Below are 23,505 nucleotides of genomic sequence, written 5' to 3' on the forward strand. Positions count from 1 at the left end.
TAAAATTATAAAAAATGAAAAAAACATTTTTACGCACCTTTTATATCATCGTATTGTTTTTATGCGCAGGCAGTAAATTGTTTGCCCAAAATAGCGGAACAGCAGTACCATTTCTCAACATCGTCCCTGATTCCAGATCATCTGCTATGGGAGATGTTGGCGCGGCCACCACGGCAAATACAGATCCTAATGCATTGTTCCATAATCCTTCAAAACTGGCTTTTGCGGAAAGCAATACAGCCATTAGCCTCAACTATACTCCCTGGTTACGCAATATTGGCGTTAAAGATGCCAACTTAGGCTATTTGGCAGGCTATAAAAAAATTGATGAAAGGCAAACCATAGGAGCCTCGCTTAAATATTTCTCATTAGGAGACATTCCCTTTACCAATGAACAGGGCGAGTTGATACAGCAATACAGGGCCAGTGACTTTGCATTCGATTTTTCATACATCCGGAACATGGGAACAAATTTTGCGATGTCGTTAACTGCACGTTATACGCATTCATCTATAGGCAACGGAAACTATAATGGCGTTGATGTTAAACCAGGCAATGCACTATCGGTAGATGTAGGTTTGTATGCCAAAAAAGCTGCGCAACTTTTTAATAAAGAAGGTAAGTTGGCCATAGGTGCCAATATATCTAACCTGGGCACAAAAATCCAATATGGTGCACAAAAAAGTTTCTTACCGGCCAATCTCAAAATTGGTGCTACTGCCGACATTAACCTGAATGAAAAAAGCGTATTTTCATGGTCGGTAGATGTTAATAAACTGCTGATTCCGGAAAATAGTGATTTGGGTACCAGCCTGCCATCGGCTATCGGAAAATCTTTTTCACCGCTAAATCTTTCAGTAGGAACGGGTTTTGAGTTTTGGTATGACCAACTTTTAGCACTCAGAACCGGTTATTTTGCAGCACCGGGCAAATATGAAACCCAATATTTAACAACTGGATTTGGTTTGAAATATAAACTACTGCAGTTTGATCTGTCTTACCTGATATCAACCAAAAGCAGAAGTGCTATTGATAATACTTTGCGATTATCTTTAACCTATCAAATAAACTAAGTTGGTCTTTCAACAGCTACTTAGGACATCAAAAGTCCGGCCCTGAAAAGCCGGACTTTTTTATCTAATGCAACCAACTGATGTGAAATCAATTGAATTTTCAAGTGCACACCTTCAAAAAATCACTAAACCGAAAGTGCTTTTAACCCCTTTAAATAAGATATCTGAAGCAGATCAATTTATTTTGCGCTCCCTTATCGTAAACTTAGCTCTCTGACGGGAAGTTGACCATATTATACTCTAATTATCCTTTATCATAAAAATGTAAATTCCAAAAAACAGGCTTGTAGGCATTTAGGTAAATGCCTAAATTTGTTTCATGAAATTGCTGGAAGTAATTAAATCATTATCTAATCAAACTCGTTTGGACATACTTACCTGGTTGAAAGATCCTTTTGCTTATTTTCCGGCCGAGGAGTTGGCTGACTACAGTCCATCATTAGGTGTATGTGTTTCCGATATTGCTAAAAAGGCAAAAATGTCTATTCCTACAGTTTCAGTTTATCTTAAAAATATGGCAGTAGCAGAGCTTTTGGTGGCAACAAGGAAAGATAAATGGACATACTATAAACGTAATGAAGAAGCGATACAGCAGTTAGCTCAGTTGATCAAAAACAACTTATAATTTTTTTTAATATATAATTAGAAATTTACCTAAATAACTAAATACTATTATTTATGAAAGCAGCAGTGTTAAACGAATACGGCTCGGTTGAAAAGTTTGAAATATTAGATGTACCAACCCCAAAACCGGGTTTTGATGAAGTATTGGTAAAAGTGATGGCAACATCAGTGAATCCGCTGGATTTTCAGGTCCGCCGTGGGGATTATAAAAATGAATTGCAGTTGCCGGTTATCACCGGGCATGATGTGTCGGGCGTGATCGTAGAGATTGGAACAGGCGTTAAAAACTTCAAAGTTGGTGATGAGGTATACTATACCCCGGAAATTTTTAACGGGAACGGAAGCTATGCAGAATATCATATTGCCAATGAATTCATCATCGGTATCAAACCGAAAAATGTAAGCCATTTAGAAGCCGCCACATTTCCTTTGGCGGCCGGCACTGCCTGGGAAATGCTTTACACCAGGGCACAACTCAAGATCAACCAAACGATTTTGATACATGGTGGTGGAGGTGGTGTAGGAATACCTACTATTCAAATGGCAAAGGCTATGGGCGCTATTGTTTATACCACAGCGAGAACAGTGCACCATGAGTTTCTCAAAGCATTGGGAGCGGATCATATCATCGATTATGAAAAGGAAAATTATATCGATGCAATTTTAAAGCTGACCAATAACAAAGGCGTGGACGTTGTGATCGATACTTTAGGCGGTAACACACTTTCGGACAGCGGTAAAATTTTAAGCCAAATGGGACAGGTTGTAACATTAGTTGATATTGAAAAACCTCAAAACCTGATCCATGCTTGGGGGAAAAATGCCACCTACCATTTTGTATTTACCAGGCAGAGCAGAAACAAATTGGACGAACTTACGAAGCTGATAGAGGCCGGGAAGCTGAAACCCGTGTTAAACAAGGTTTTCCCATTGTCGGAAATAGGTAAGGCACATAACCTGCTTGAATTTAAAGAAGGTGATAAGGATTTCTATGGGAAAGTTGGTATACAGATAGGCAATTAAAACAGTGATTAAATAAAGACTAGCTATGAGTAATCAACATGTTTTTTTAAAGGCGAACAAAGCTTTGGCAGAAGGAAACTATGAAGAATTCATCACGTACTGCACCGAAGATATCAAATGGGAGAACGTTGGTAAAAGCACCTTCAATGGAAAGGCGCAACTCCTTAGGTACATCAGCTCAGCTTATGATGGAATTACCTTTACAACAGAAAATTCCATCAAAGAGGATGATATGGTAGTTGAGCTTGGTCAGTTAGTGATAGAAAAAAACGGTGAATCGAAAAAGAGCTCCTATTGTGACGTTTGGAAGTTTAAGGATGGAATGATCAGTCAGGTAACTTCTTTTGTGATCTGATAAAGCAAAATTTAAATCCCGTGAAAAAGCAATGATAGCTTTGCATAAATAAAATTAAGCTAAGTTTTTGAGGGTCGCATAATGCGGATATTTTGCTTACTGTTTGAATTGAGGTGCTCAAGCTAAACAACGCCAACACTTTTAGGAGGGAAACCAAAATGCCGGGAAAAACTGACAGAAAAGCTGGTTGGATTACTGAAACCTACCTTGTAAGCAACTTCCGCTACGGTTAAATTTTGTTTTTCAAGTAACTGGTAAGCTGTTTCAAGCCTGATCAGCCGGATCAGTTCACCCGGCCCCTGCCCTGCTACAGCCTTTAACTTGCGGTGTAACTGGATAATACTCATTCCTATGTCATTTGCAAGCCTCTCAACCGTGTAGGTTTCATCATCCAAATGCTTCAGTACGGTTTGGCGTATAAGGGAAATAAAATCGCGTTCCGGGTTGGGCATAGCTGTCTGATCAGATAACCATGATTGCTCTTTTGTATAATATTCGCGCAGGCGATTGCGGGTATCAATCAGGTTTTCAACTGTCGCTAAAAGTTCGCGGTTATTAAACGGTTTGGCCAGGTAAGCGTCGGCTCCTGTTTCTATCCCTTGTACCTTGCTGTCGGTATCTGCTTTAGCCGTTAGCATAATAATAGGAATATGGCTGGTTTTTATATCTGCTTTAAAACGCGCGGCCAATTCATAACCGTTTACCTTCGGCAGCATGATATCGGTTATAATAGCGGTTGGAATTTGCTCCATACCTATAGCAATGCCTTGTTCCCCGTCTTCAGCGGTTATTACCTGGTAATAAACGCTGAGCAGGCTGTACAAATAGTTCCTCAATTCCTCGTGGTCTTCTACCAGCAATACAAGTGGTTTGTCCGGGTTGGCACTTTGTGTTGCGTTTGCACGTATATTATATGAATTACGTATTTCGGTTTTACCGGCTTCGATAATATTTTGAATAGGAGGCGCCGGAAAGTACTGCAACACTACAATCATTTCCGTTCCTTCATCAACCGTGCTAACAACATTAATACGTCCGCCCATTAGTTCTGTCAGTTCTTTAGTTAATGCCAAACCAATCCCTGATCCTTCGGCCGACCGCGTGTCTGATAGATCCGCCTGGTAAAAGCGGGTAAAGATATGAGCAAGCTTTTCTTTGGGAATGCCTTTTCCTGTATCGCTGACTTTTATCAGTATATTTCCGGCGTCATTATCTATAAATTTTTGAAGCGCAATATCCACACCGCCGTTATCTGTAAATTTAACAGCGTTTGATAGCAGGTTGGCTACAACTTTACCGACCTTGTCATTATCGCCCATTATCCAAAGTTTGTCGAACAAGGATGTAAATGACAAAGAAATATTTTTTTTTGCAGCCGTTATTTCATAAGCGCTCAGGTGTGTGTTGATGACCGCCACAAGATCAAGCGGAGCATAAGTCACTTTCATGGCGCCATTTTCTATCTTGCTCAGGTCAAGCAATTGATTGAGCAGCTCGAGTAAACGGGTGGCGTTATTATAAATTAAATGTGCATGAGCCTGCGTTTGTAATGCAGGTGACGCCATGAGTTCTTCCGCGGGATTGAGTATCAGGGTAAGTGGCGTTTTAAGCTCATGAGTGATATTCGTGAAAAAACGCGATTTGATCAGGTCTGCTTCCTTCAGTTTTTCTGCCTGAAGTTCCAGTTCCGCTGTACGGTCGGCCACCAATATTTCCAACCGGCGGGCTTCACCGGCTATCAGGGCATTTTTTTCAGCCTCTTGCGTTAATGCCATTGTCGACAGCATTTCAACTTCGCTAAGCTTTTCCGATAATACCTGGTTAGTTCGGGTAAAATCAAGCGCAAGGTAAAGTGAAAGGCAAACGGGCAATACCAGTTCGCCTATGTTCATCATAAATAAACGCATGGCACTGCTGTAATAAGGCCATAAACCGAATACATCTGCCCAGGCAAAAAAGTACGTGAGTACCACCACAATCACCCCCGTCACAATAAGCCAGGCACCTTTGTCCCTGCGACGGATAATAGGTATCACCGACCTGAACGCATCGACCATCCAAAACAGGTAAATAAGGTAGAAGTAATCGTTCCACATCGCTTCAGGATAGTAGAGCGCCTTGATCACATAAGCCGCCAAATAGCCGGTGCATATGACCGAAAGTGCGATAAATCTTCGTTTAGGCAGTTTAACTAATCCCAGGGCGTAAAGCAGCGTTACACTTGTCCACAACTGCATTACCGTACATAGGTTGCCTGTTACTTGCGCTGCCCACTGTAATTGCGGGGTAGCAGCCTGGTAAAAAAAATAAGCAGACAATGCACTAATGCCTACGAACATTACAAACGCCGCATAATAGAGATAAATAGTACGTTTACGGTAAAAAAGGTACAACAAGAAGTGCAGTAAAGCCAGTATGATCTGTGCCGCGGCACACAGGGGAATAGTATTATACAGCAATATATTTCTGTTGATACGGGCAGAAACTTTTTTATAGTCGCCTATCCAAATCTCAAATCCGGCAAAATCAGCATAATAAACTTTATGATTAGCATAATGAATAGTAAGAAGATGGGGTTTGGTATCATTAAACCATACCGGTATTATTTGTCTTGGTGCCCGGGCATTCTCGGTAGAAATGGCTGTGTGCCCAACCTGACCATACCCACCAACCGCGTGGCCATCAATAAATATTTCAGAGGCGCCATCATGATTGATACGTAAGGATAATTTTTTTCCGGCCAGTGTTTTATCAGTTTGCAACCATACACTAAACCAGCCCTCACCGCGCCAGTTTTTGGGCGCATTTACATTTCCGAAAGTGGTATAGTTAAAAGTTGTCCATCCTTCAGTGTTACCAAGATAGGGTTGATTCAAGGCCTTACTTTGGGGCAGGAAATACCAGGTTGAGTCGCGCAATGATATCTCGTTCAATTGAACAAGACTTTTCTCGCCAATAGTGACAATTTCCTGAGCGCTTGCCGGCCGCATGAAAACCAGCGCGCATATAAGTAATCCAAGACGAGTCCTGATCACAGCAAATACAAACTTTGGTAAGTACCTCATCTCAACAATATTTTATAGCTCGACCACCATTTTGCGATGATACTGATTAAATGATTCCTTAGTGTGCCCCTCTTTGCAACAGGTGAATCTTATTTTGCTTACAAAATAATTATCTTTCTTGAAGCTTACAAGCAGCTTTGTGAAACCGATCATTGTGGGTTAAATGTTTAAGTCTGGCAACACCCATTCGCAAAGCACATTTAAATTTAGCCTTCAATTATTACGATCTAACAAACATTCATGAATTCGAAAGAAATTCAAATGAAATTGATAGAAATTCGAAGTTTTTTATTCTCTCCATCCCATTTATTTGCCAAGTGACTTTATTACGTAAGTTAGCAAGACAACAATACAGTTCCTGAACCTTGTATCGCAAAAAAAGCAACATTTAAACATCACACTATGAAAAAAGCAATTCAATTACTAATAGCTGTAATAGCTTTTAATGCTCTTTTTTTGAGCACAGGTTGTAAGAAAGATAAAAAAAATGCACCTAATAATCCAAAGGGGACCTACAGTTTTTCCAATTCTGAATACACCGGTATTGCACGGGTTGGCAATCATTACTACCCAAGACCTCTTTCACTACGATTTGGGGCTAAAGACAGTGTCATTGCCTGGTCGCACCTCACGCTTACTAAATGGCGCCGCGGAGACGTGCCCGGAAAGATAACAAAAGTAGAAGAAGACGCCCAGGGGCAAACCCAGGTTACAGTATTGTTTGATTTGCCGGGAGATGAACAATTCAATTCACCTCAGGTTTATACGATCTCTGCTGATAAATCTAAAATTACGGGTGGTTCTTCACCTATTATAGCTATGGTGGATATGAAACTCTTCCCTAAAGATGCTCCAAGTATAGTAGGTAACTGGGGGCAGCCCGACCACCCTGAATGGTTTCCCGATGTAAATTCTACTACATTTTATACACAAGGATTGACCAGTTATTTTTCAGGTGGTGATCCCCTTTATTCCGTCCACGACGATGGCGTAATCTTCAAATTAAATTACAAACAAGATGGCTCACGCATTTTATTTTCAGGAGCCAACCCCATAGATCCGGAAATTTATGTCATTCCTTATTACGGTGTACTCTCTGCAGATGGAAATACTTTATACGTTGACCCGTACGAGTTTACGGCCGCCAGAATCACTACATCATTGAGCACTTTTGAATGGTACGGACCTAAAGGTGTAACACCCTGGTTGCTGAGGAAGTAAGTTTGGATGAATAATATATCGGCTAACCGATACGGTCTCAAAACATTTCTCGTAAACCTATTATGTTTTTTAAATATTCAACTATCTGTGTTAACGAGAATTTCAAATATAGCGAATGCCATTAAAACTTAATTTAATGGCATTCGCTGTAATATTTAAGTAGATCAATCTCCAAATCTCATCCGATTTTACGCTCTGAAAGCAAATGCCGGTAAGCGGGACAAGGGGATTTTGAAACCTGCGTTGTTTTGGGATCCTGTGTTATAACAGTTTCTAAAAACCGCCGGTTAGTATCCCCCCACTGGTTCAGGGCATCAATGATAGGCATTAATGACCAGCCTATTGCTGTCAACGAGTACTCCACTTTAGGCGGCAATTGCGGATAGATCTTTTTTTCTACCATGCCGTGTTCCTCCAATTCCTTGAGTTGTACGGTCAGAACCCTTCGGGTTACTCCCTGTAGTAAACGCAGGATCTCACTCGGGCGTTTTACGTCCATGGAGATGGCATTCAGCAACGCTGGTTTCCATTTGCCGTTCAACACCTCTTTTGTCAGATGGAGGCCGCAATCAATAGTGAGAGGAATCTTTCTTTCGTACATACACCGGTTATCTTAACTCAAAAATAAGCATTGTATCTCATTTCGACATAAGGGATAATTTTATCCCTATGCTATTAGTTTCTCCCATATTGTAGTGCTGCAGTGTTTGCCCGAGGTTTGCTCAAAAAAAGCAATGAAAAATTCAACACAGCTTCTATTAGAAGAATATCACTTAGGCGATCTGAAATTAAAGAACCGGGTAGTTATGGCGCCAATGACCCGCGGACGTGCCACTAACGCGGATCTGGTTCCTACCTCTCTTATGGCAGAATATTATGCGCAGCGGGCATCAGCAGGATTGATACTTAGCGAAGGCACGTGGGTAAATTCGAGAGCTATTGGCTTTATTAATGTTCCCGGTATTTATACAGAAAAACAAGTTGAAGGGTGGAAACAGGTAACTACAGCGGTACATGATAACGGCGGTTTGATCTTTTCACAACTTGGGCATATTGGTTCTGCATCTCACCCCGATCATCTTAATGGTGAATTACCTGCCGGGCCATCAGCCATCAACCCGCAAACGCAATCATTTACGCCGGAAGGGTTTAAAGATACATTGACACCACGCGAGTTAACAGTTGCTGAGATTAAACAAACGATACAGGATTATAAACAGGCTGCTCAAAATGCTAAGGATGCAGGCTTCGACGGTGTTGAAGTACATGCACAGGCAGGTATGCTGATCCCGCAATTTTTAAGTTTAGCTACTAATCAGCGTACGGATGAATATGGAGGCAGTATCGAAAACCGGGCGCGTATTATCTTTGAGATCCTGGATGCAATAACAGAAGTTTGGAACAGCACCCGGGTAGCTATTAAGTTTACACCGGTTATGTACACTCATGTAGGCATTGTAACCCCGGATGAAGAGACAATACCAATTTTCCAGTATATATTAAAAAAACTCAATGATTACGATCTTGCTTTCGTTCACATTACAGGTCCCGCTCAAGACTTAACAGGTACGCCAGTAGAGGCATTGCAAAATGATTACTTCAGCCATTTCCGTTATCATTACAGCGGAAGGTTGATGGCTAACCTTGGCTTTACGCAGCAGAGCGGTGATACAATTCTGAAAGAAGGAAAAGCCGATCTGGTATCTTTTGGCCAATTATTCATCGCTAACCCTGATTTGGTTGAGCGCTTCAAATTTCAACTACCACTTTCTGAAAATGATCCTGATACTTATTACACTGGAGAGGAAAAAGGATATGCTGATTATCCGGGAGCCGTGTATGTTGGCGCTGGCGCACAATCTGATGAAGTTGATTCCGAGTAATAATTGAAAGTTTTAAAACAATGCTTTTCTAATCAAATATAGGAAAGCATTGTTTCGAAACCTTTATGGAGAGATAGAATTCACTTTCACTGTCAAAAACAACTTATGATTGCGTTTTCTGGCAGAAAAGCTTCCGTACATCATGGCACAGTGCATATAACTTTTTATGCCGCGGTTAAAACAGGCTACTGGAGTTAAGAACTTAGCTACAACCTTACAGCTACAAGACCCATAGTCTAATCGGCCTGCACAACGAACTGACCTTACTTTTTTTGCAAAATAAAAAGAGTAACGTTTGTGATGTTTTTTGCTCAGCGGCTTGGCTTACCGGGAACTCATACTTCATCAATAGGTATCTAAAAGACGCCGTACAGCGCAAAATAGTTACAAGAATTCGTAAGTATCCTGATCTAATTCCGCCCGGTACGATGCCCGGAAAAATAAAGCAATACCACAGCTATACCCCGTATCATTGTTTTTGCTGCGACAGGAAAGTAATAAGCGAAGCAAATTCCTGGTAAGATAACGCATTGGCCAGGCCGGTAGGCATCATGGAGGTTTTCAGTTCTGAACGGCTCAGCACATCTGCCGATTGGATAGTAAATACATCGCCGGTAATATTGCGCATCACTATCTTAGTGGCCGATTCTTCCGTTATAAAACCCATATACTCCTTATTGCCTTTCGCCGATATTAATACCGTAGCAAACCCCTGTGATATAGATGCATTGGGTTTAAGTATCGATTCGGCAATTTGTTGGCGCGTCATGATCGAACCGATCTGCCCCATAAAAGGGCCTTTCAGCTTTTCGCCCTTTGCAATACTGTGGCAGGCAATACAACCCTGACGGGTGAACAGTGCCTTACCGGCAAAGGGGTCGCCTTTTATTTTTTCAATGGCCAGCATCACATCTTCTATGGATGATTTACCTATTTGTCCTTTTTGATTACGTATTTTTTCCAGATCAACCTTTACCTCTTTGGTGGCGGTAACTTTTTCTTCGCCACCGAAAGCAGTAATACCCATTTGATGGCGTGCATTCAGGTCGGCATAAAATGGTTTGCCGGCTGCCGGAGATCTTGTCCATTGCTTTTTCAAAAAGCTTTCAATTTTTGGCGAACCTTCCCAAGCTATGCCCTTATAAACCGGTCCGTGCGAATCTGGACGTGTACCCCACCACCAGGAGGCATCATAAGGCGCTTCTTTTTTATACAGACGCGACAGGGTTACCAGAATCTGTTTTTTTTCCTTTGCGGTTTTCACCAGCGGGTAAGCAGCAATAAGACCATCAACCGCTTTGCTATCATACATATATCGCAAGGCCCATAAGGCAAGCGTAGAATTTTCTGTACCGATGGCCGCTACACAGGCATTTACAGCATTTAAGCTAACCAATGCCCTTACCGCCAAATGCGCGGGAATAATGGCAGAATTAGGTGTAGCATGCGGCCCTTCCACATTTTTTACCGGTGCCGTAAAACTGGCAGGTACAGTTATTTTCAGCAATGCTTTTGCAGCTTCTATTCTCCCAAGCCTGTTGAGCGATACAATGGCGGTTGTTTGAACCCGGGGCGACGGGCTTTTGAGCGCAGCCAAAAAAGGCGCGATCGGCACCTGCTGCAAGCCCCCTTTCCGGTCGGTAAGTGCCTTCAAGGCAAATTCTGTTAGTTCTTTATTTTTGGCGAGATCGAGCAATGCGGGGATACCGTTTTCACGGGCTATCTGCGCATAGGTATAAATACCGGCCACTCTTGCATACAAGGGTAAGCTTGTGTTTGAGGCCACATTTAGTGTGGCTTTAGCTGCTTCATCAGCCGGGCGGGTGATAAGCTCCTGCGAAGCATTCAGGCGGGTTACCGCACTTGCTGAATGAAGCAGACCTGCCAGATCGGATACTGACGCCGCTTTTAGATCCGGAAAAGCTTTGTAGGTCCAGTCGGTAGGTACCGCACGTACCACATATCCCTTTGCCGGGTTGCCCGAATACCCCGCGCCATCCCAGGCAGATAGGTATAGCCTGCCCGAACCATCCACATCGAGATCAGTGATCTGCGGCAGCTGGATAAATTCTTCTTCCTTCAGCAAAAAGCTTGCGCCGTCAGGCTGTACACGGTCAATAAACAACTCGTTGCGGCCCCAGTCGGCGGTCATGGGCACACGGTTATATTTTTCGGGCCAGCCGGGTTCGTCCATAAACAGGGAGCCTGTACCCGAGCCACCACCCAGATCGGCCAGTGCCGGTATGATCTCGTCGGTAAAATGCTGGAACAATACCGGGTAACCATACTCGCCCGACTGTATATGATGCGAGAAACGGATATTCCAGCCGCCGCCATCATTGGTATTATCCCTGGTGAAAACATTCATGTAAGGGTCAATAGCTACATCATACAGGTTACGGGTACCATGCGTAAAAACTTCCATCTCGGTGCCGTCCGGCCGTACGCGAACAATACCGCCGCCAAGCATGGTCATTTTTTTACCGCTGCGATCGATTGCATCATGAAAACCAAAATCGCCCACGGCGATATAGATCCAGCCATCAATACCCATCCGGATACCGTTGGTTGCGTGGTCTGTACCCCTTTCTACCAGCATGTGCTCGTTACTGATGTGTTCAATAAGTGGTTTAGCAGGGCCATCGGCAACGCCATCATGGTCTTTATCTTCAAAATAATCCAGGTCCATCCCCGTGGCTTTGCCTGTGGTTGCCGAAAATACGGTATGCAGTACATAAACCTTATCGCCCATGATTAATATACCACGCGGATCATCAACATCGGCAAAGTTGGTATGCTGATCTACCTTACCATCATTGTCGCTGTCAACCAGTCTTACAATGCGACCTTTGCCTTTATCTTTACCTAAGGAACCTATCATATCCACGCCAACATATACCTCACCTGTTGCCGCTACGGCGATACATGCCGGGCTTGGCGTTAGTTCAGGACCTGCAAACGGGGTAACGGTAAGCCCATCGGGCCATTTGGGTAGCTGTTTAGCAGGCACCTTTTCGCGTTTTTTCTGGTTCGCCCCTCCAAAAAAGGTGAACGTGCCCAGAAAAGACATGATAATAAACAGGGTGAAAGAATATCTTAGCATGGGTTAGCGGTTTTATTGTTTAGCTACGCGTTTTACAGCCATCAATTGTTCAATTACTTTTTTCAATTGTTCGGGCTTGGCAGCAAATTTTTCAAGGTTAATGATCTCTACTTTCCTGAATTCAACCGGGTGACTTTCGCTTTGCAGGGAGATGGTGCCGCTTTTTATCAGCGTACCATTGTCGCTGTTACCTACCGGGTCGGTTTGTGGTTTCTGGTAACGCAACACTTCTTCCCCGTTCACGTAATGAACCACCAGCGAGTCGCCCAGTACCAATGCCTCTACACGCACCCATTGGTCGCCGTCAAATGTTTTTGAATTGGAGTCCATGCAATGGTTTTTAACTACCGAATTGTTCATCACATACTGCGTGCCCGGTGTACAAACATTTGCAGTAGTGCGTTTCCCGCTGCCATTGCCGCCTAACAATTGCACTTCTATAGAATTAGGAAAATCCTGACCTTTGGTCATGGTTGCCGGGTCCTGCCCGTGGATCATGATCCCGCTGTTTCTAAAAGCCCATCCGGGGCCACCTTTTACCTGGTTGCCGGTAAAACGGTATTCGGCGGCGATGAGGTAATACGAGAAAGGTTTTTTATAGAACAGGTGCCCGTATTGTTCATCGAACTCTTTGTAATGGTCATAGTTCACCTGTATTTTACCATCCACCACTCTGAAGGTATTTCCGAAGTTATCGTTAAGATCACGCCCTTTTATTTTGATGGTCCAGTCTTTCAGGTCTTTCCCGTTAAAAAGCTGCTGCCATTTTACACCGGCAGGCTCAGGTTTGATCACAAAGGCAAATATTACCGGCAAAAAGCCAGCAATAATAATGTACTTAAAAAAAGATACGCGTTTTGTTTTGTTCATAAGGTTGTTTTAAAACAATATCTGTGCAACCAATTTTAAGGATATTTTTTCTTAATTCAACTATTGCGCGATTTATTTGGTAGAACAGCTTTGCGAATACTCCCGGAACAGCCATTGATCAGGCAGCAGATCGGGATCAATAGGTTTAACACCTTTGATGTAATGAATACGCTACTTTATTTGCAAGATATGGTGTTAAGCCATTTACTCTTCGATAATCATGGCACCCTGTTTTTTTAACTTTTCCAAACCTTCTTTCATTGCCGTGATCTGCTCTGATGAATGACGCTGCCATACAATAACTTCACCTACAACTTTGAACGGGGCTGTGGAGCGGTAGGACATGGTAGGGTTACCAGGGAATTTCTTATCGGTTACGTTGGGGTCATCTTCAACCGCACCTGTTGCTTCTACCAGGTAAATTCTTTCACGGCCCTCTCCTGATGCAAGCTCAGCTCCCCAAACCGCCACATTTAAGGTTGCGGAAAGGTAAATATGTTTTAATTGACGGTCTACAAAGTTTGAATTAAAGCCGGTGCTTATAAGATCGCCGATTTTCAGATCCGCTTTTGTACCGTGAAAAAAAGTTTGCGAAAAAGGATTTAATGCAGAGGCTGTTACTTCGTGTTCGTTCTTGGATGTGTCCATCTTCTTACTGTTTTTGATCTATCGCTTTATTAATGCTACAATTTCTTGTTCAGAAAACATATGATTATAAAGATAAATAATTGTTTTACTGATAAAACAGATCGGTTGTTGAATACGCACAAGTTCAGGGATGAGATGCAACATTCAATGCCGCCGTTAAGGGGATCGTTATCGTTTAGCGATCTTATATAAATTACCGTTATCGGTCGCGGCGTAAATAGCACCATTTTTACCGGTGGCTATGCAGCGCCAGCGTTCATTTTTATCGGCTAACAGGCGCTCCTCGCCAACTACTTTGTTGTCTTTGATAACCAGGCGGATAACGTGTAAGCCGCTTAATGCGCCCACAAAGAGATTGTTCTTCCACTCGGCAATATTTCCGGTATAAAACATCATGCAACCCGGCGATATAACAGGATCCCAGTAGTAAACGGGTTGCACTGTACCTTCTTTTTGCTGGATGCCATCGTAAACTTTTTCGCCGCTGTACTCAATACCATAGGTAACATATGGCCAGCCATAGTTTGCGCCGGATTTGATCAGGTTGATCTCATCTCCCCCGCGCGGCCCGAATTCGCTCTCCCATAAATCTCCCGTAAGCGGGTTGATGGCCAGTCCGTCGGGATTACGAAAACCCAGGGCATAGATCTCGGGTTTGGCATCAGCCTTACCAACAAAGGGATTATCCGATACCGGTTTACCCTCTTTGGTGATATGGATGATCTTGCCGGTGGTCGCGCTCAAGTCCTGCGCTTTTACACGAATGTCTTTAGCGTTGCGGTCACCCGAACTAACGAAGAGGTTTCCGTTCTTATCAAATACAATGCGCGAGCCAAACTGGCCGCTTCCTTTGTAACGTGGGCTGGCTTCAAAAATCACTTTTACATCTTCCAGTTTGGTTTCGTCAGCAGATAGTTTGCCTTTGGCCACGGCAAGCGCGGCACCTTCACCGGGTTGGGCGTAGGTCCAGTAAACCATACGGTTTTTTGTAAACTCTGGATCAATATTAATATCCAGCAATCCACCCTGTCCCTGAAATTGAACTTCCGGAAAACCGGTAATATTTTTTACGATTTTACCACTCGTATTAACTATTTGCATGGTGCCCGGCTTACTGCTGATCAGTAAGCGGCCGTCGGGCAAAACATGCATTCCCCACGGACCTTTCAGTTCACTGCTGATGAGTGTAACGGTATAAAGTGTTTTTGTTTTGAGACTTCCGATACGTGTCTATCCCGCGAAAGCGGGTTTGTAATCGCTGTTGGCTTTGTTCTTTTATACAGGTTCGCCGGTTTGAGCCATACCTGCTGTACTAATTACTGAAAGGACAATGCCTAAGCTTAATGATCTGTAAAATTTTGACAACATGATCTTTTGGGTTAATGCCCTTAATGACAACATTTCCGGTGATATGTTTTATAACAACAGTTTTATTACAGAAGTTGCTAAAACTATCCGCGCTCCCATGGGTTTATATACCCAAATTAATGTAAGACCAATTGCCTGTAACACCGTCCCGATTCAGTCCGCTTGCCGCCAGAATGATACTCATTGCGGGTTTGCTGGTTTTACTAATTGCCGAAAGTTTCTTTGGCTACCGCCTGCACGAGCTGTCGGCGCGGCAGGAAATGATCAAAGCGGATCATGCGCAGGTAAATAGTATTACTTACGGTTTGCTGTCCGTCGACCAGTGGCAGGATGAGATTGCCGGGGTGGTAACACGCCAGGTCAAACACTTTAAGTTGACGAAACTGCAGAAGAAGGAATTGCAGACCGAGATCGAAGAAGTACTGTATGCGCTGATTGCCAAAGCAGAAGCGATGGTAGAGAAAAAGCCCAAAAGCCTGGCAGGGAAGATCCGGAAACTGGCGGTCAAAACTTTCGTCAATACGGATAAGATCAAAGCCGGGGTACCGGCCATGGCGCGTGATATTATCGCCAAAGCCGACAATCCGAATCAAAAGGCTAAGTTGAGCGACTTGGCCATGTCCAAATTCAGCGATCTGCAACAAGCTAAGCCTATTGACAGCGCTTTACGCGCGAATCACCAGCTGTTTGATAAGATGTACCATAAATACCGGGTTACTACCACCCCTGCCCTAAACAGCAAGCTGGATCATTTGCTGACAGAGATACGCACGGAGATGTACCGCTATTGCTTTTTGATGCTGGGCTGCATTGTCATTGTGCTGGCCTTATGGTGGTTCCTGCGCAAACAGGTTAAATTGCACGCCACGCTATTCATTCTCTCTTTACTCTTCGCTTTCATTCTGTTGGGGGTCGGCTTGAGCGCTTCTATGATCGAGGTGGATTGCCGGATCAGCACGCTGGATTTTACGCTGCTGGGTGAGCATGTATTGTTCAAAGACCAGGTATTGTTTTATGAGAGTAAAAGTATCCTGGGCGTGGTAGAGGTATTGATCAAACAGCCGGCCATTGATTCCATCGGGGTCGGTATCCTGATCCTGTCATTCAGTATCCTATTCCCGGTACTGAAACTGAGTTCGACCGGAGTGCACCTGCTGGGCCGGAAAAGTATCGCGGAAAACCGGATCGTCAAATACTTCGCGTTCCAGTCCGGAAAATGGAGTATGGCCGATGTGATCGTTATCGCGATCCTGATGACCTATATCGGGTTAAACGGTTTGCTGAATAGTCAGCTGGCTTTATTGAATATCCGCTCGCAGGATCTGACGCTGATCTCGACGAACAATACCGCGCTTCAGCCCGGCTATATCATCTTCATCAGTTTCGTGCTATACGGTCTGATCCTGTCGACCATCCTTAAATATATTACGCCTAACGATGCCCATTAAATGAAATAATCTTTAGCAACCATCAGTTTATTGTTTGGGCTGAGCATTTTGCTGGCAATTGGCGTATTTTCCGCGTACAAGCTTGACGCGCTGTCGGCAGAGCGGGAAAGCCTCAAAGAAGATTACAGTTTATCTAACAGCGTCAGCCTCGGGCTTTTCTCGATCGATGCCTGGCAGGATCGTATCTCGGTTGTGATCAGGAGCCAGCTGCATGATTTCCATATTACGCCTGCGCAAAAAAAAGACCTGCAGGCCACCGTCGAAAAAGAAATGCATGGCCTGGTGCGCAAAACTGTAAATGAGATCAACCGTCCGCAAAAAAGCCTGGGCGGAAAGTTGAAAAAGCTGGCCTTTAACGCGCTGGTTGATTCAGCAGAATTACAGGCGCAGGTGCGCCCTTTTGCCCGAACCATCGTGGCAAAGGTGGCCAGCCCGAAAAGCGAACGGCGGCTGAAACGAATTGCCGGCAGCAAGTTTACGCAACTGACCTCCCAAATTTATGACAGCGTACGGGTAGCCAATGACACCGTGACGAAATACATGTATCAGAAATATAAGGTTTCGAATCCTGTTGCTTTTAATAAACGCATCAACGGGCAACTGGCACTGATCGATACGCAACAGATTTGTTATGTAGCCGGTTTGATCGGGAGCATTCTCGCGGCCTTGACGTTATGGTTTGCCTTGCGCAAACAGGTGCAGTTGCAGACGGTACTGTTTGTATTCGCCTTACTTTTTGCCCTGCTGCTGCTGGTGACCGGTAGTGTGATCCCGGTGATCGAGGTCGATGCGCGCATCCGGTCACTCGAATTGCAGTTGCTGGGTGAGAAGATCGTATTTCAAAACCAAGTGTTGTTCTATCAAAGTAAAAGTATTGTCGGGATCGTGGGAACGCTCCTCTCTCAGCCGAAACCGGATACCATCGTGGTGGGTATATTGATCTTATTATTTATCCTGGTATTGCCGCTGCTACGATTGATCGCCAAGGGTATTTATGTACTGAGCCCTAAAAAGATCGCGGAAAATGGCGTGGTGCGCTACCTGACTTTTGAACTGCACAAATGGGATATGGCCGATGTAATGGTAGTCGGCATGCTGATGACCTATATCGGGTTAAACGGTATCTTAAAAAGCCAGTTGTCCGCGCTGAATATTCAGGACAAGACCTTACAGGTCATGACCGATAACGGCACTTCGCTACAGCCGGGCTTTTACATTTTTGCGGGGTATGTCGTATTTGCGGCTATCCTTTCACAGATCCTTAAACGTGTTTCATCACATGATCAGCTTTGAAAGCACCTCTGCATTTAGTATGCATTATCGCGCATCATCGACAAGACCATTTGTTGCTGCTTCATCATATATTCGCCACGTGGAATACTTGATAGTCTTTGCATTCGCGATGATTCCGGCGAGCTGTGTGCTCTCCTTCAGCACGTCATTACAAAGACCGATCTTTTAATCTATGCCTGTTGATGCGTCGGCTTATCTGGACCTTCCAGGTAAGTAAGTTTGGACCGCTCAGGTAAATTAACGTTGCCATTTCCATGGATCTTTGTATTACAAAATCTTGGGAAATGAACAACAACAGCTATATTATTACCGGACCGACCTCCGGTATCGGTTATGCAACAGCCTTAGCACTGGCCAAACATGGCAATTTGATATTGGTAGGCCGGAATGAACAAAAATTACAAGAGGTTAAGAAAACCATCGAAACATCAGGAGGTTGCGCTTTCACTGTCGTATGTGATCTATCCGATATACACAGTGTTAGATCCGCAGCCAAAGAGATCATTGCGCTCGGCTTACCGGTCAAAGGGTTGCTGAACAACGCAGGGATCATGCCATCCAAACCAGGCAAGAACGCGCAAGGTTGGGATATAACTTTCGCCACCAATCATTTAGGTACCTTCGCTTTCACAGAGGCGCTTGCCTCAATGCTACCCGACGGTGCAAATATACTGACGGTTGCCTCCGCTATCGAAGATCCCGAACGTAAGCCTGCCAAAATCATGGGTATGAAAGGAGGCCGTTTCTTATCGGTAGCAGCCAGCGCTGGCGGGGAATGGAAAGCGGGCGGCTCAAAGATGCCGGGCATAGACGCGTATGCGACCTCAAAGCAATGCATCTTAGCAGCAACCCTGGCTTTGGCGCGTCAGGACCTGAGACTTCACTATAACGCCCTTGAGCCCGGGATCACACGGGGAACTAATCTGGGCGGCGAGGACACGCCGGCATTCCTGCGTTTTTTATTTGGGCACCTGATGGCCATCATTCCGCCATTTTCACGGTTCAGCAGTACGCCGCAAAAGACCGCACGGGTAATCGTTCAGCTACTCAGCAGTGACACGGGTAAAACAGGCATCTATTTTGATGAAAAAGGTAAGCCGATGCTAGCCTCTGAACAGGTTCGCCAACCAGAATTTCAGGACCTTGTGTTAAGCGAAACCAGAGCCTTGCTATTGGCAATCAAATAAGATAGTTTTGCGTACTTAAATGAGCATATCTAATTATAAAACAGGCGTCATCTCTCCCGAGCAGTTCATTGCCGAGCATTCTTTCGCCTACATTATAAAAGGTGAAATGCAGTTGTATGACGGTGAGCATAATCACTTGCTCCGGTCAGGTGAGTTTGGCCTGGCACGAAAAAACAGGCTGGTGAGGTTCAAGAAAGAGATGATCAACGGGGAACTGGAAAAAGTGTTCGTTTTTTTCGATGAACCCTTCCTCCGGAAATTCCAGGAAAAGCACCACCCTACTATCACCAACTTTCCGCCCGGACAGACTATCATAAAGCTTCCGGAAAATGAACTGCTTCCCAATTATATTCAGTCCTTATTGCCCCACTACGATCATGGCCTGATCGCAGAGCCGTTCAAAGAACTGAAACGTGAGGAATTATTGATCATTTTATTGCAGGCCTCACCTGAATTAACAGGCATATTGTTCGATTTCGGTATTCCGCAAAAGATCAATATTGAAGCCTTTATGAACCAGAACTATCATTTTAACGTAAGTAATGAGCGGTTCGCATTTTTGACAGGACGAAGTTTATCAGCTTTCAAAAGGGACTTCAGGAAAGTATTTCATGATACGCCCGGCCGGTGGCTGGTTCAAAAGCGCTTACAGGAAGCCTATTTTCTGATTGATAAGCAACATAAGAAAATTTCGGAACTTTATCTGGACCTGGGCTTTGAAACCTTGTCTCATTTCTCGTACGCTTTCAAAAAACACTTCGGCTTTGCACCGACCGAACTGACCAGGCATAAGTAATACCACATGCAGCAAAGCGCTTATTATGAATTATGCCGCTTTGCCTTTACATTTGCCGTATCTAAATGACCGAATCGATGAACAGATCAAGTTCTTTTCCTGCGGGCCTGAGCCAAAACGAGCATTTGCCGATCAGGATCGTTTCGCCTGATTTTGGTCATTTACCGGCTGGAACCGGGGCCGAACAGATGCAGACACAGCGCTTATCCTATTACTTTTTCCTTTTTGTATATAATGGTCATAGTCATGTAAGTGCCGACCTGAACAACTTCGAGGTTGGGAATAATGAACTGCTCTTTTTGCTGCCGCAGCAAATACGGGATATTACACGTCCTGATCACGGTGGTGCTTATTTCAAACTGGGTTTCGACCAGGAATGCCTGGCCCGTTTGCCCAGGTCCTATCCTTTCCTGCTTGATCCACTGCACCAACAGAAAATAAAGGTTACACCGGATTCGGCTGAGCGGTTAAAGATTATTTTTTCGATGTTGCAGGGGCTGCTTAATAAGCCTGATAGTGATCCCCGGATCATACTGGCACACCTGAACAGCCTGATGACCGAGATCGATGCAGCTTATTTCGCCGGTCAGAAAAAACCGGATGATGGCCGGATGTCTAAGTTTGCCAGCTTTAAAATATTTGTCGAAGATCACCTTTCGGAACACCGTTCCATCAAAAGCATATCAGAAGAGCTGGCGGTCAGTAGCAGCAGTTTGCACCAGATCGTTAAACAGCAGTCCGGCCTGAGTCCGAAAGAATTTATTAATGAACGCCTGATCCTCGAGGCTAAAAGGCGCATGCACTATGGCCAGCGCAGCTCGGTTAAGGAGCTTGCTTTTGAACTCGGTTTTAATGATCCTGACTATTTTAGCCGCCTCTTTAAACAAATAACCGGGCAGACCGTTGCCACGTTCTTTAGGGATTTGTCCTGAACTTTCCTGCTTTTGTCCGGCATCATCCCAATTGCTTCGCTGAACTTTGTTCTTGTTAAAACAGTAAACATGAGCAAAAAAACAGAAAACATATTAATCACCGGTGGTGCCGGCCTGGTGGGTACGCGGCTGCTTCCGAGATTGGTGGCAGCGGGCCATGATTGCCGCGTGTTATTGCGTAGCGGCAAAACAGCTGCAGCAGTGTTAACTGCCGTTTCGGGCGATCTTTTAGATGCCGATACACTTGCCGGTGCTGTAACCGGGATCACGACCATCATCCATTTGGCAGCGGTGTTTCGCTCGCCTGATGCGGATCTAATATGGAAAAGCAATCTTGAAGGTACCAGGAATCTGATTGATGTCGCAAAGCGATATGCCCCGGGCGTGCGGTTCATTATGGCCGGCACTGCGCACGTTTATAACAGTAATCAGCCTCATCCCGGCAGAGAAGATGATGAAGTAGCGCCGCAACACGCTTATCCCGCCAGCAAAGCAGCAGCCGAAGAGTTGTTAAAAGAAAGCGGATTGAACTGGTCGGTGATCCGGTTTCCCTTTGTTTATGGCGATGGTGACGGCCATTTGGAGGAACTGCCCAAACATGTGGTACAGTGGCATCCTGCCAAACGTATGAGCACAATTCATCATCGTGATATATTCACGGCGTTAGCAATAGCGCTGGAAGGAAAATTTGATAGACGTATCGTCAATATCGCTGATGAATCCCCTACCTCTATTTTTGAATTGCTTGGTTTGATTGGTATCCAGTTCCGTTTCTCAGCTGAACCTCTGAACGATCCCTGGCATTTGCAGGTGGACGCTTCGCTGGCGCGGTCGCTGGGTTTCCAACCTATAGTACGGACGGTTTATCAGGCGGTACAGGAAGGTTTATTGTAATTTGATTTATTGTAAATGGAAGATCAGCTGGCTTTAAAATAGGTTTTAAGGATAGCACGATGCGTTTCGCCCAACCTGGCGGTCACTTCAATAAACGAGATCAGCGTTTGATCAGTTCGATGAGTCATAAATGACCTTATGGATGATCCCTTGCCCGCTGAGTTGTTTAAGCTGATTGCCCAGTAGTCTGCGCGAGGCTTTGTGTATTTTCCGCTGTAACTCTCCCGGCCTTTTGATACCGTATGAATACACCAGATCAGACTGATCTTCCATTTGCCACTAATTACCGCCATAAAAAGATGCAGTCGGCATTCCAGCTCTACGGCTAACTTTCGTTCATACATTCAAAAATATGTCATCAGAATTATATCAATATTTATGCACAGCATTATGATGACTGACATATGCCGTCCGAGGCGTGCGGTTTGGAAGATTTGTCCAAAGCTGGAAAAGTGTTGTGCACCGGTTTAGTTAACTTCCAGACACCAATTAAAATATTGATAATCATTCAATTACAAAAAATCGGTACAAACAGGTAACAAATTCACAAAACATTGCCAAAATCTCTCGTTCAATTCAAATAATAGTTACGCCCCACTTTCCGCAACTGGCCTTCATCAACACCCCGTGCATTTTTTTCATTATTGTACGTCCTAAGTTGTTTCGCAATTTCCAGCAAAACATCTTCTACCTGTGTATTGGCCATATTAAGCGTGATCGGAGTGTTTAATTGGCGCTCGTCGGCATGTACCGATACATCATATCTTATGTTCAGCGTATTTATTACCTCTTTTAAAGTTTCCCCTCTGAATACGATATCACCCTGACGCCATGATGCCGATAAAACAGCCTGGTTATCTGTCATTTTAATCAGTTGACTACCTGTTATATGTGCATTACCGGCAATTCCCGACCCGGCCATCGTCTCACTATCAGGCAAAGGCTGCTGCCCCTTTGTTAATTGTAGAGGGCTGGTTTGCAGGCTATACCTGGCTTTTTCGTTAGGCATTAAATATACAGTGTCCCGATGTTGTCCCTTTGATACCTGGTTAAGGGTAAGCATTACCTTTCCTTCAAGCAAGGTAACTTCAACTGCTTTACTTGTTTTGTACGCCTTTACGTTAAACTTAGTGCCCAATACGCGCGTAACCAGGTTACGGGCATGTACCCTGAAGGGATGTTCTTTATCTTTTGCCACCTCAAAATAAGCTTCCCCTTCAAGATAGACCTCACGTGTAGCGGTTTTACCGAAGGTTTGCGGATAGCTGATCCGGCTGCCCGCATTTAACCAAACCAGGGTACCGTCGCTCAATTTAACCATGGAGACTTTGCCGGGTTTTGAGGATACTACACTTAAGCGCGCTGTATCCGTTGTAGTTGTTTCATCGTTTAATCTCCATAAGCCAAAACTGGCAATTATCAAAATGGAGGCCGCGGCAGCATATTTCCACCACTTCACTATAGGTACAACAGGCGGCGTTTCACGGTTTATCTTATCTTGAATTGCAGAAAACATTCGTTTTCCGGTATCGGTAACTTTCTCCGGCGCCAAAATCTGTGTGATATCAAGGTCCGGATAAATACGTGCGAAATAGCTTTCCACCTGGATTTTCTCCCCGGCAGTGGCTGTTCCGTCCTGGTATTTTTTCACCAGCAATATCAGTTCATCATCATTCATTACATCGTGTGTGTCAAAATCCGGGCAATCTCCCAAGCAATCGG

The 23,505-nt window shown here is 44.3% G+C and carries 20 protein-coding genes; 12 read left to right on the top strand and 8 right to left on the bottom strand.

Annotation, left to right across the window (positions count from 1 at the left end):
- The first annotated feature begins 14 nt into the window (after positions 1-14).
- The 4 genes from porV (at position 15) to ABD894_RS04195 (ending at position 3,075) form a co-directional block, all read left to right on the top strand.
- Positions 15-1,073: a type IX secretion system outer membrane channel protein PorV gene (gene porV, locus ABD894_RS04180; protein WP_345209736.1), complete on the top strand. Its 1,059-nt coding sequence runs from the start codon at positions 15-17 to the stop codon at positions 1,071-1,073.
- A gap of 319 nt (positions 1,074-1,392) precedes the next feature.
- On the top strand, positions 1,393-1,698 hold the full coding sequence (locus tag ABD894_RS04185; protein ID WP_345209737.1) for an ArsR/SmtB family transcription factor: 306 nt from the start codon (positions 1,393-1,395) through the stop codon (positions 1,696-1,698).
- Between the two features lie 53 nt (positions 1,699-1,751).
- Positions 1,752-2,720 (top strand): zinc-binding dehydrogenase, encoded by a 969-nt coding sequence (locus ABD894_RS04190; protein WP_345209738.1) that lies wholly within the window; start codon positions 1,752-1,754, stop codon positions 2,718-2,720.
- A gap of 25 nt (positions 2,721-2,745) precedes the next feature.
- Positions 2,746-3,075 (top strand): nuclear transport factor 2 family protein, encoded by a 330-nt coding sequence (locus ABD894_RS04195; protein ID WP_345209739.1) that lies wholly within the window; start codon positions 2,746-2,748, stop codon positions 3,073-3,075.
- A gap of 122 nt (positions 3,076-3,197) precedes the next feature.
- Here ABD894_RS04195 and ABD894_RS04200 read toward each other — a convergent pair whose 3' ends face one another.
- Positions 3,198-6,140, bottom strand: coding sequence for an ATP-binding protein (locus tag ABD894_RS04200; RefSeq protein WP_345209740.1), 2,943 nt, complete (start codon positions 6,138-6,140; stop codon positions 3,198-3,200).
- A gap of 402 nt (positions 6,141-6,542) precedes the next feature.
- On the opposite strand from ABD894_RS04200, the gene ABD894_RS04205 reads away from it, so the two are divergent.
- Positions 6,543-7,361 carry a hypothetical protein gene (locus ABD894_RS04205; protein ID WP_345209741.1) on the top strand — a complete coding sequence of 273 codons (819 nt, stop codon included), beginning with the start codon at positions 6,543-6,545 and terminating at the stop codon, positions 7,359-7,361.
- Positions 7,362-7,539: 178 nt separating this feature from the next.
- Here the strand turns inward: ABD894_RS04205 and ABD894_RS04210 are convergent, their stop codons facing one another.
- Positions 7,540-7,962: a winged helix-turn-helix transcriptional regulator gene (locus tag ABD894_RS04210; protein WP_345209742.1), complete on the bottom strand. Its 423-nt coding sequence runs from the start codon at positions 7,960-7,962 to the stop codon at positions 7,540-7,542.
- Positions 7,963-8,095: 133 nt separating this feature from the next.
- Here ABD894_RS04210 and ABD894_RS04215 point away from each other — a divergent pair, with 133 nt between their 5' ends.
- Positions 8,096-9,244 (top strand): alkene reductase, encoded by a 1,149-nt coding sequence (locus tag ABD894_RS04215; protein WP_345209743.1) that lies wholly within the window; start codon positions 8,096-8,098, stop codon positions 9,242-9,244.
- A gap of 469 nt (positions 9,245-9,713) precedes the next feature.
- Here ABD894_RS04215 and ABD894_RS04220 read toward each other — a convergent pair whose 3' ends face one another.
- The 4 genes from ABD894_RS04220 to ABD894_RS04235 all read right to left on the bottom strand — a co-directional run bounded on the left by ABD894_RS04220 (position 9,714) and on the right by ABD894_RS04235 (position 15,089).
- Entirely contained in the window at positions 9,714-12,347 is a 2,634-nt protein-coding gene (locus tag ABD894_RS04220; protein ID WP_345209744.1) for a DUF7133 domain-containing protein, read from the bottom strand.
- A 12-nt stretch (positions 12,348-12,359) separates the two neighbouring features.
- Positions 12,360-13,217, bottom strand: a complete 858-nt coding sequence (locus ABD894_RS04225) for a 3-keto-disaccharide hydrolase (RefSeq protein WP_345209745.1) — start codon at positions 13,215-13,217, stop codon at positions 12,360-12,362.
- 204 nt (positions 13,218-13,421) lie between these two features.
- Positions 13,422-13,865 carry an NAD(+)--rifampin ADP-ribosyltransferase gene (gene arr, locus ABD894_RS04230; RefSeq protein WP_345209746.1) on the bottom strand — a complete coding sequence of 148 codons (444 nt, stop codon included), beginning with the start codon at positions 13,863-13,865 and terminating at the stop codon, positions 13,422-13,424.
- 168 nt (positions 13,866-14,033) lie between these two features.
- Positions 14,034-15,089 carry a PQQ-dependent sugar dehydrogenase gene (locus ABD894_RS04235; RefSeq protein WP_345210194.1) on the bottom strand — a complete coding sequence of 352 codons (1,056 nt, stop codon included), beginning with the start codon at positions 15,087-15,089 and terminating at the stop codon, positions 14,034-14,036.
- A 275-nt stretch (positions 15,090-15,364) separates the two neighbouring features.
- Here ABD894_RS04235 and ABD894_RS04240 point away from each other — a divergent pair, with 275 nt between their 5' ends.
- From ABD894_RS04240 to ABD894_RS04265, 6 genes are all read left to right on the top strand, one after another.
- Positions 15,365-16,681, top strand: a complete 1,317-nt coding sequence (locus ABD894_RS04240; RefSeq protein ID WP_345209747.1) for a paraquat-inducible protein A — start codon at positions 15,365-15,367, stop codon at positions 16,679-16,681.
- A gap of 30 nt (positions 16,682-16,711) precedes the next feature.
- Positions 16,712-17,974, top strand: a complete 1,263-nt coding sequence (locus ABD894_RS04245; RefSeq protein ID WP_345209748.1) for a paraquat-inducible protein A — start codon at positions 16,712-16,714, stop codon at positions 17,972-17,974.
- A 284-nt stretch (positions 17,975-18,258) separates the two neighbouring features.
- Positions 18,259-19,161, top strand: a complete 903-nt coding sequence (locus tag ABD894_RS04250; protein WP_345209749.1) for an SDR family NAD(P)-dependent oxidoreductase — start codon at positions 18,259-18,261, stop codon at positions 19,159-19,161.
- Between the two features lie 19 nt (positions 19,162-19,180).
- Positions 19,181-19,957 carry a helix-turn-helix domain-containing protein gene (locus tag ABD894_RS04255; RefSeq protein ID WP_345209750.1) on the top strand — a complete coding sequence of 259 codons (777 nt, stop codon included), beginning with the start codon at positions 19,181-19,183 and terminating at the stop codon, positions 19,955-19,957.
- 77 nt (positions 19,958-20,034) lie between these two features.
- The gene (locus ABD894_RS04260; RefSeq protein ID WP_345209751.1) at positions 20,035-20,889 is read left to right on the top strand and encodes an AraC family transcriptional regulator; all 855 of its coding nucleotides are present in this window, start codon (positions 20,035-20,037) and stop codon (positions 20,887-20,889) included.
- Between the two features lie 69 nt (positions 20,890-20,958).
- Complete coding sequence (locus tag ABD894_RS04265; protein WP_345209752.1) at positions 20,959-21,783, top strand: NAD-dependent epimerase/dehydratase family protein; 825 nt, start codon at positions 20,959-20,961, stop codon at positions 21,781-21,783.
- Positions 21,784-21,894: 111 nt separating this feature from the next.
- On the opposite strand, the gene ABD894_RS28125 is transcribed toward ABD894_RS04265, so the two are convergent.
- Both ABD894_RS28125 and ABD894_RS04270 read right to left on the bottom strand, forming a co-directional pair.
- On the bottom strand, positions 21,895-22,056 hold the full coding sequence (locus ABD894_RS28125) for a winged helix-turn-helix transcriptional regulator (RefSeq protein WP_425562921.1): 162 nt from the start codon (positions 22,054-22,056) through the stop codon (positions 21,895-21,897).
- Between the two features lie 298 nt (positions 22,057-22,354).
- Positions 22,355-23,497, bottom strand: a complete 1,143-nt coding sequence (locus ABD894_RS04270) for a FecR family protein (protein ID WP_345209753.1) — start codon at positions 23,495-23,497, stop codon at positions 22,355-22,357.
- Positions 23,498-23,505: the final 8 nt, after the last annotated feature.

Origin of the sequence: Mucilaginibacter gynuensis (genome assembly GCF_039541195.1) — a bacterium.
GTDB classification, from domain to species: Bacteria; Bacteroidota; Bacteroidia; order Sphingobacteriales; family Sphingobacteriaceae; genus Mucilaginibacter; species Mucilaginibacter gynuensis.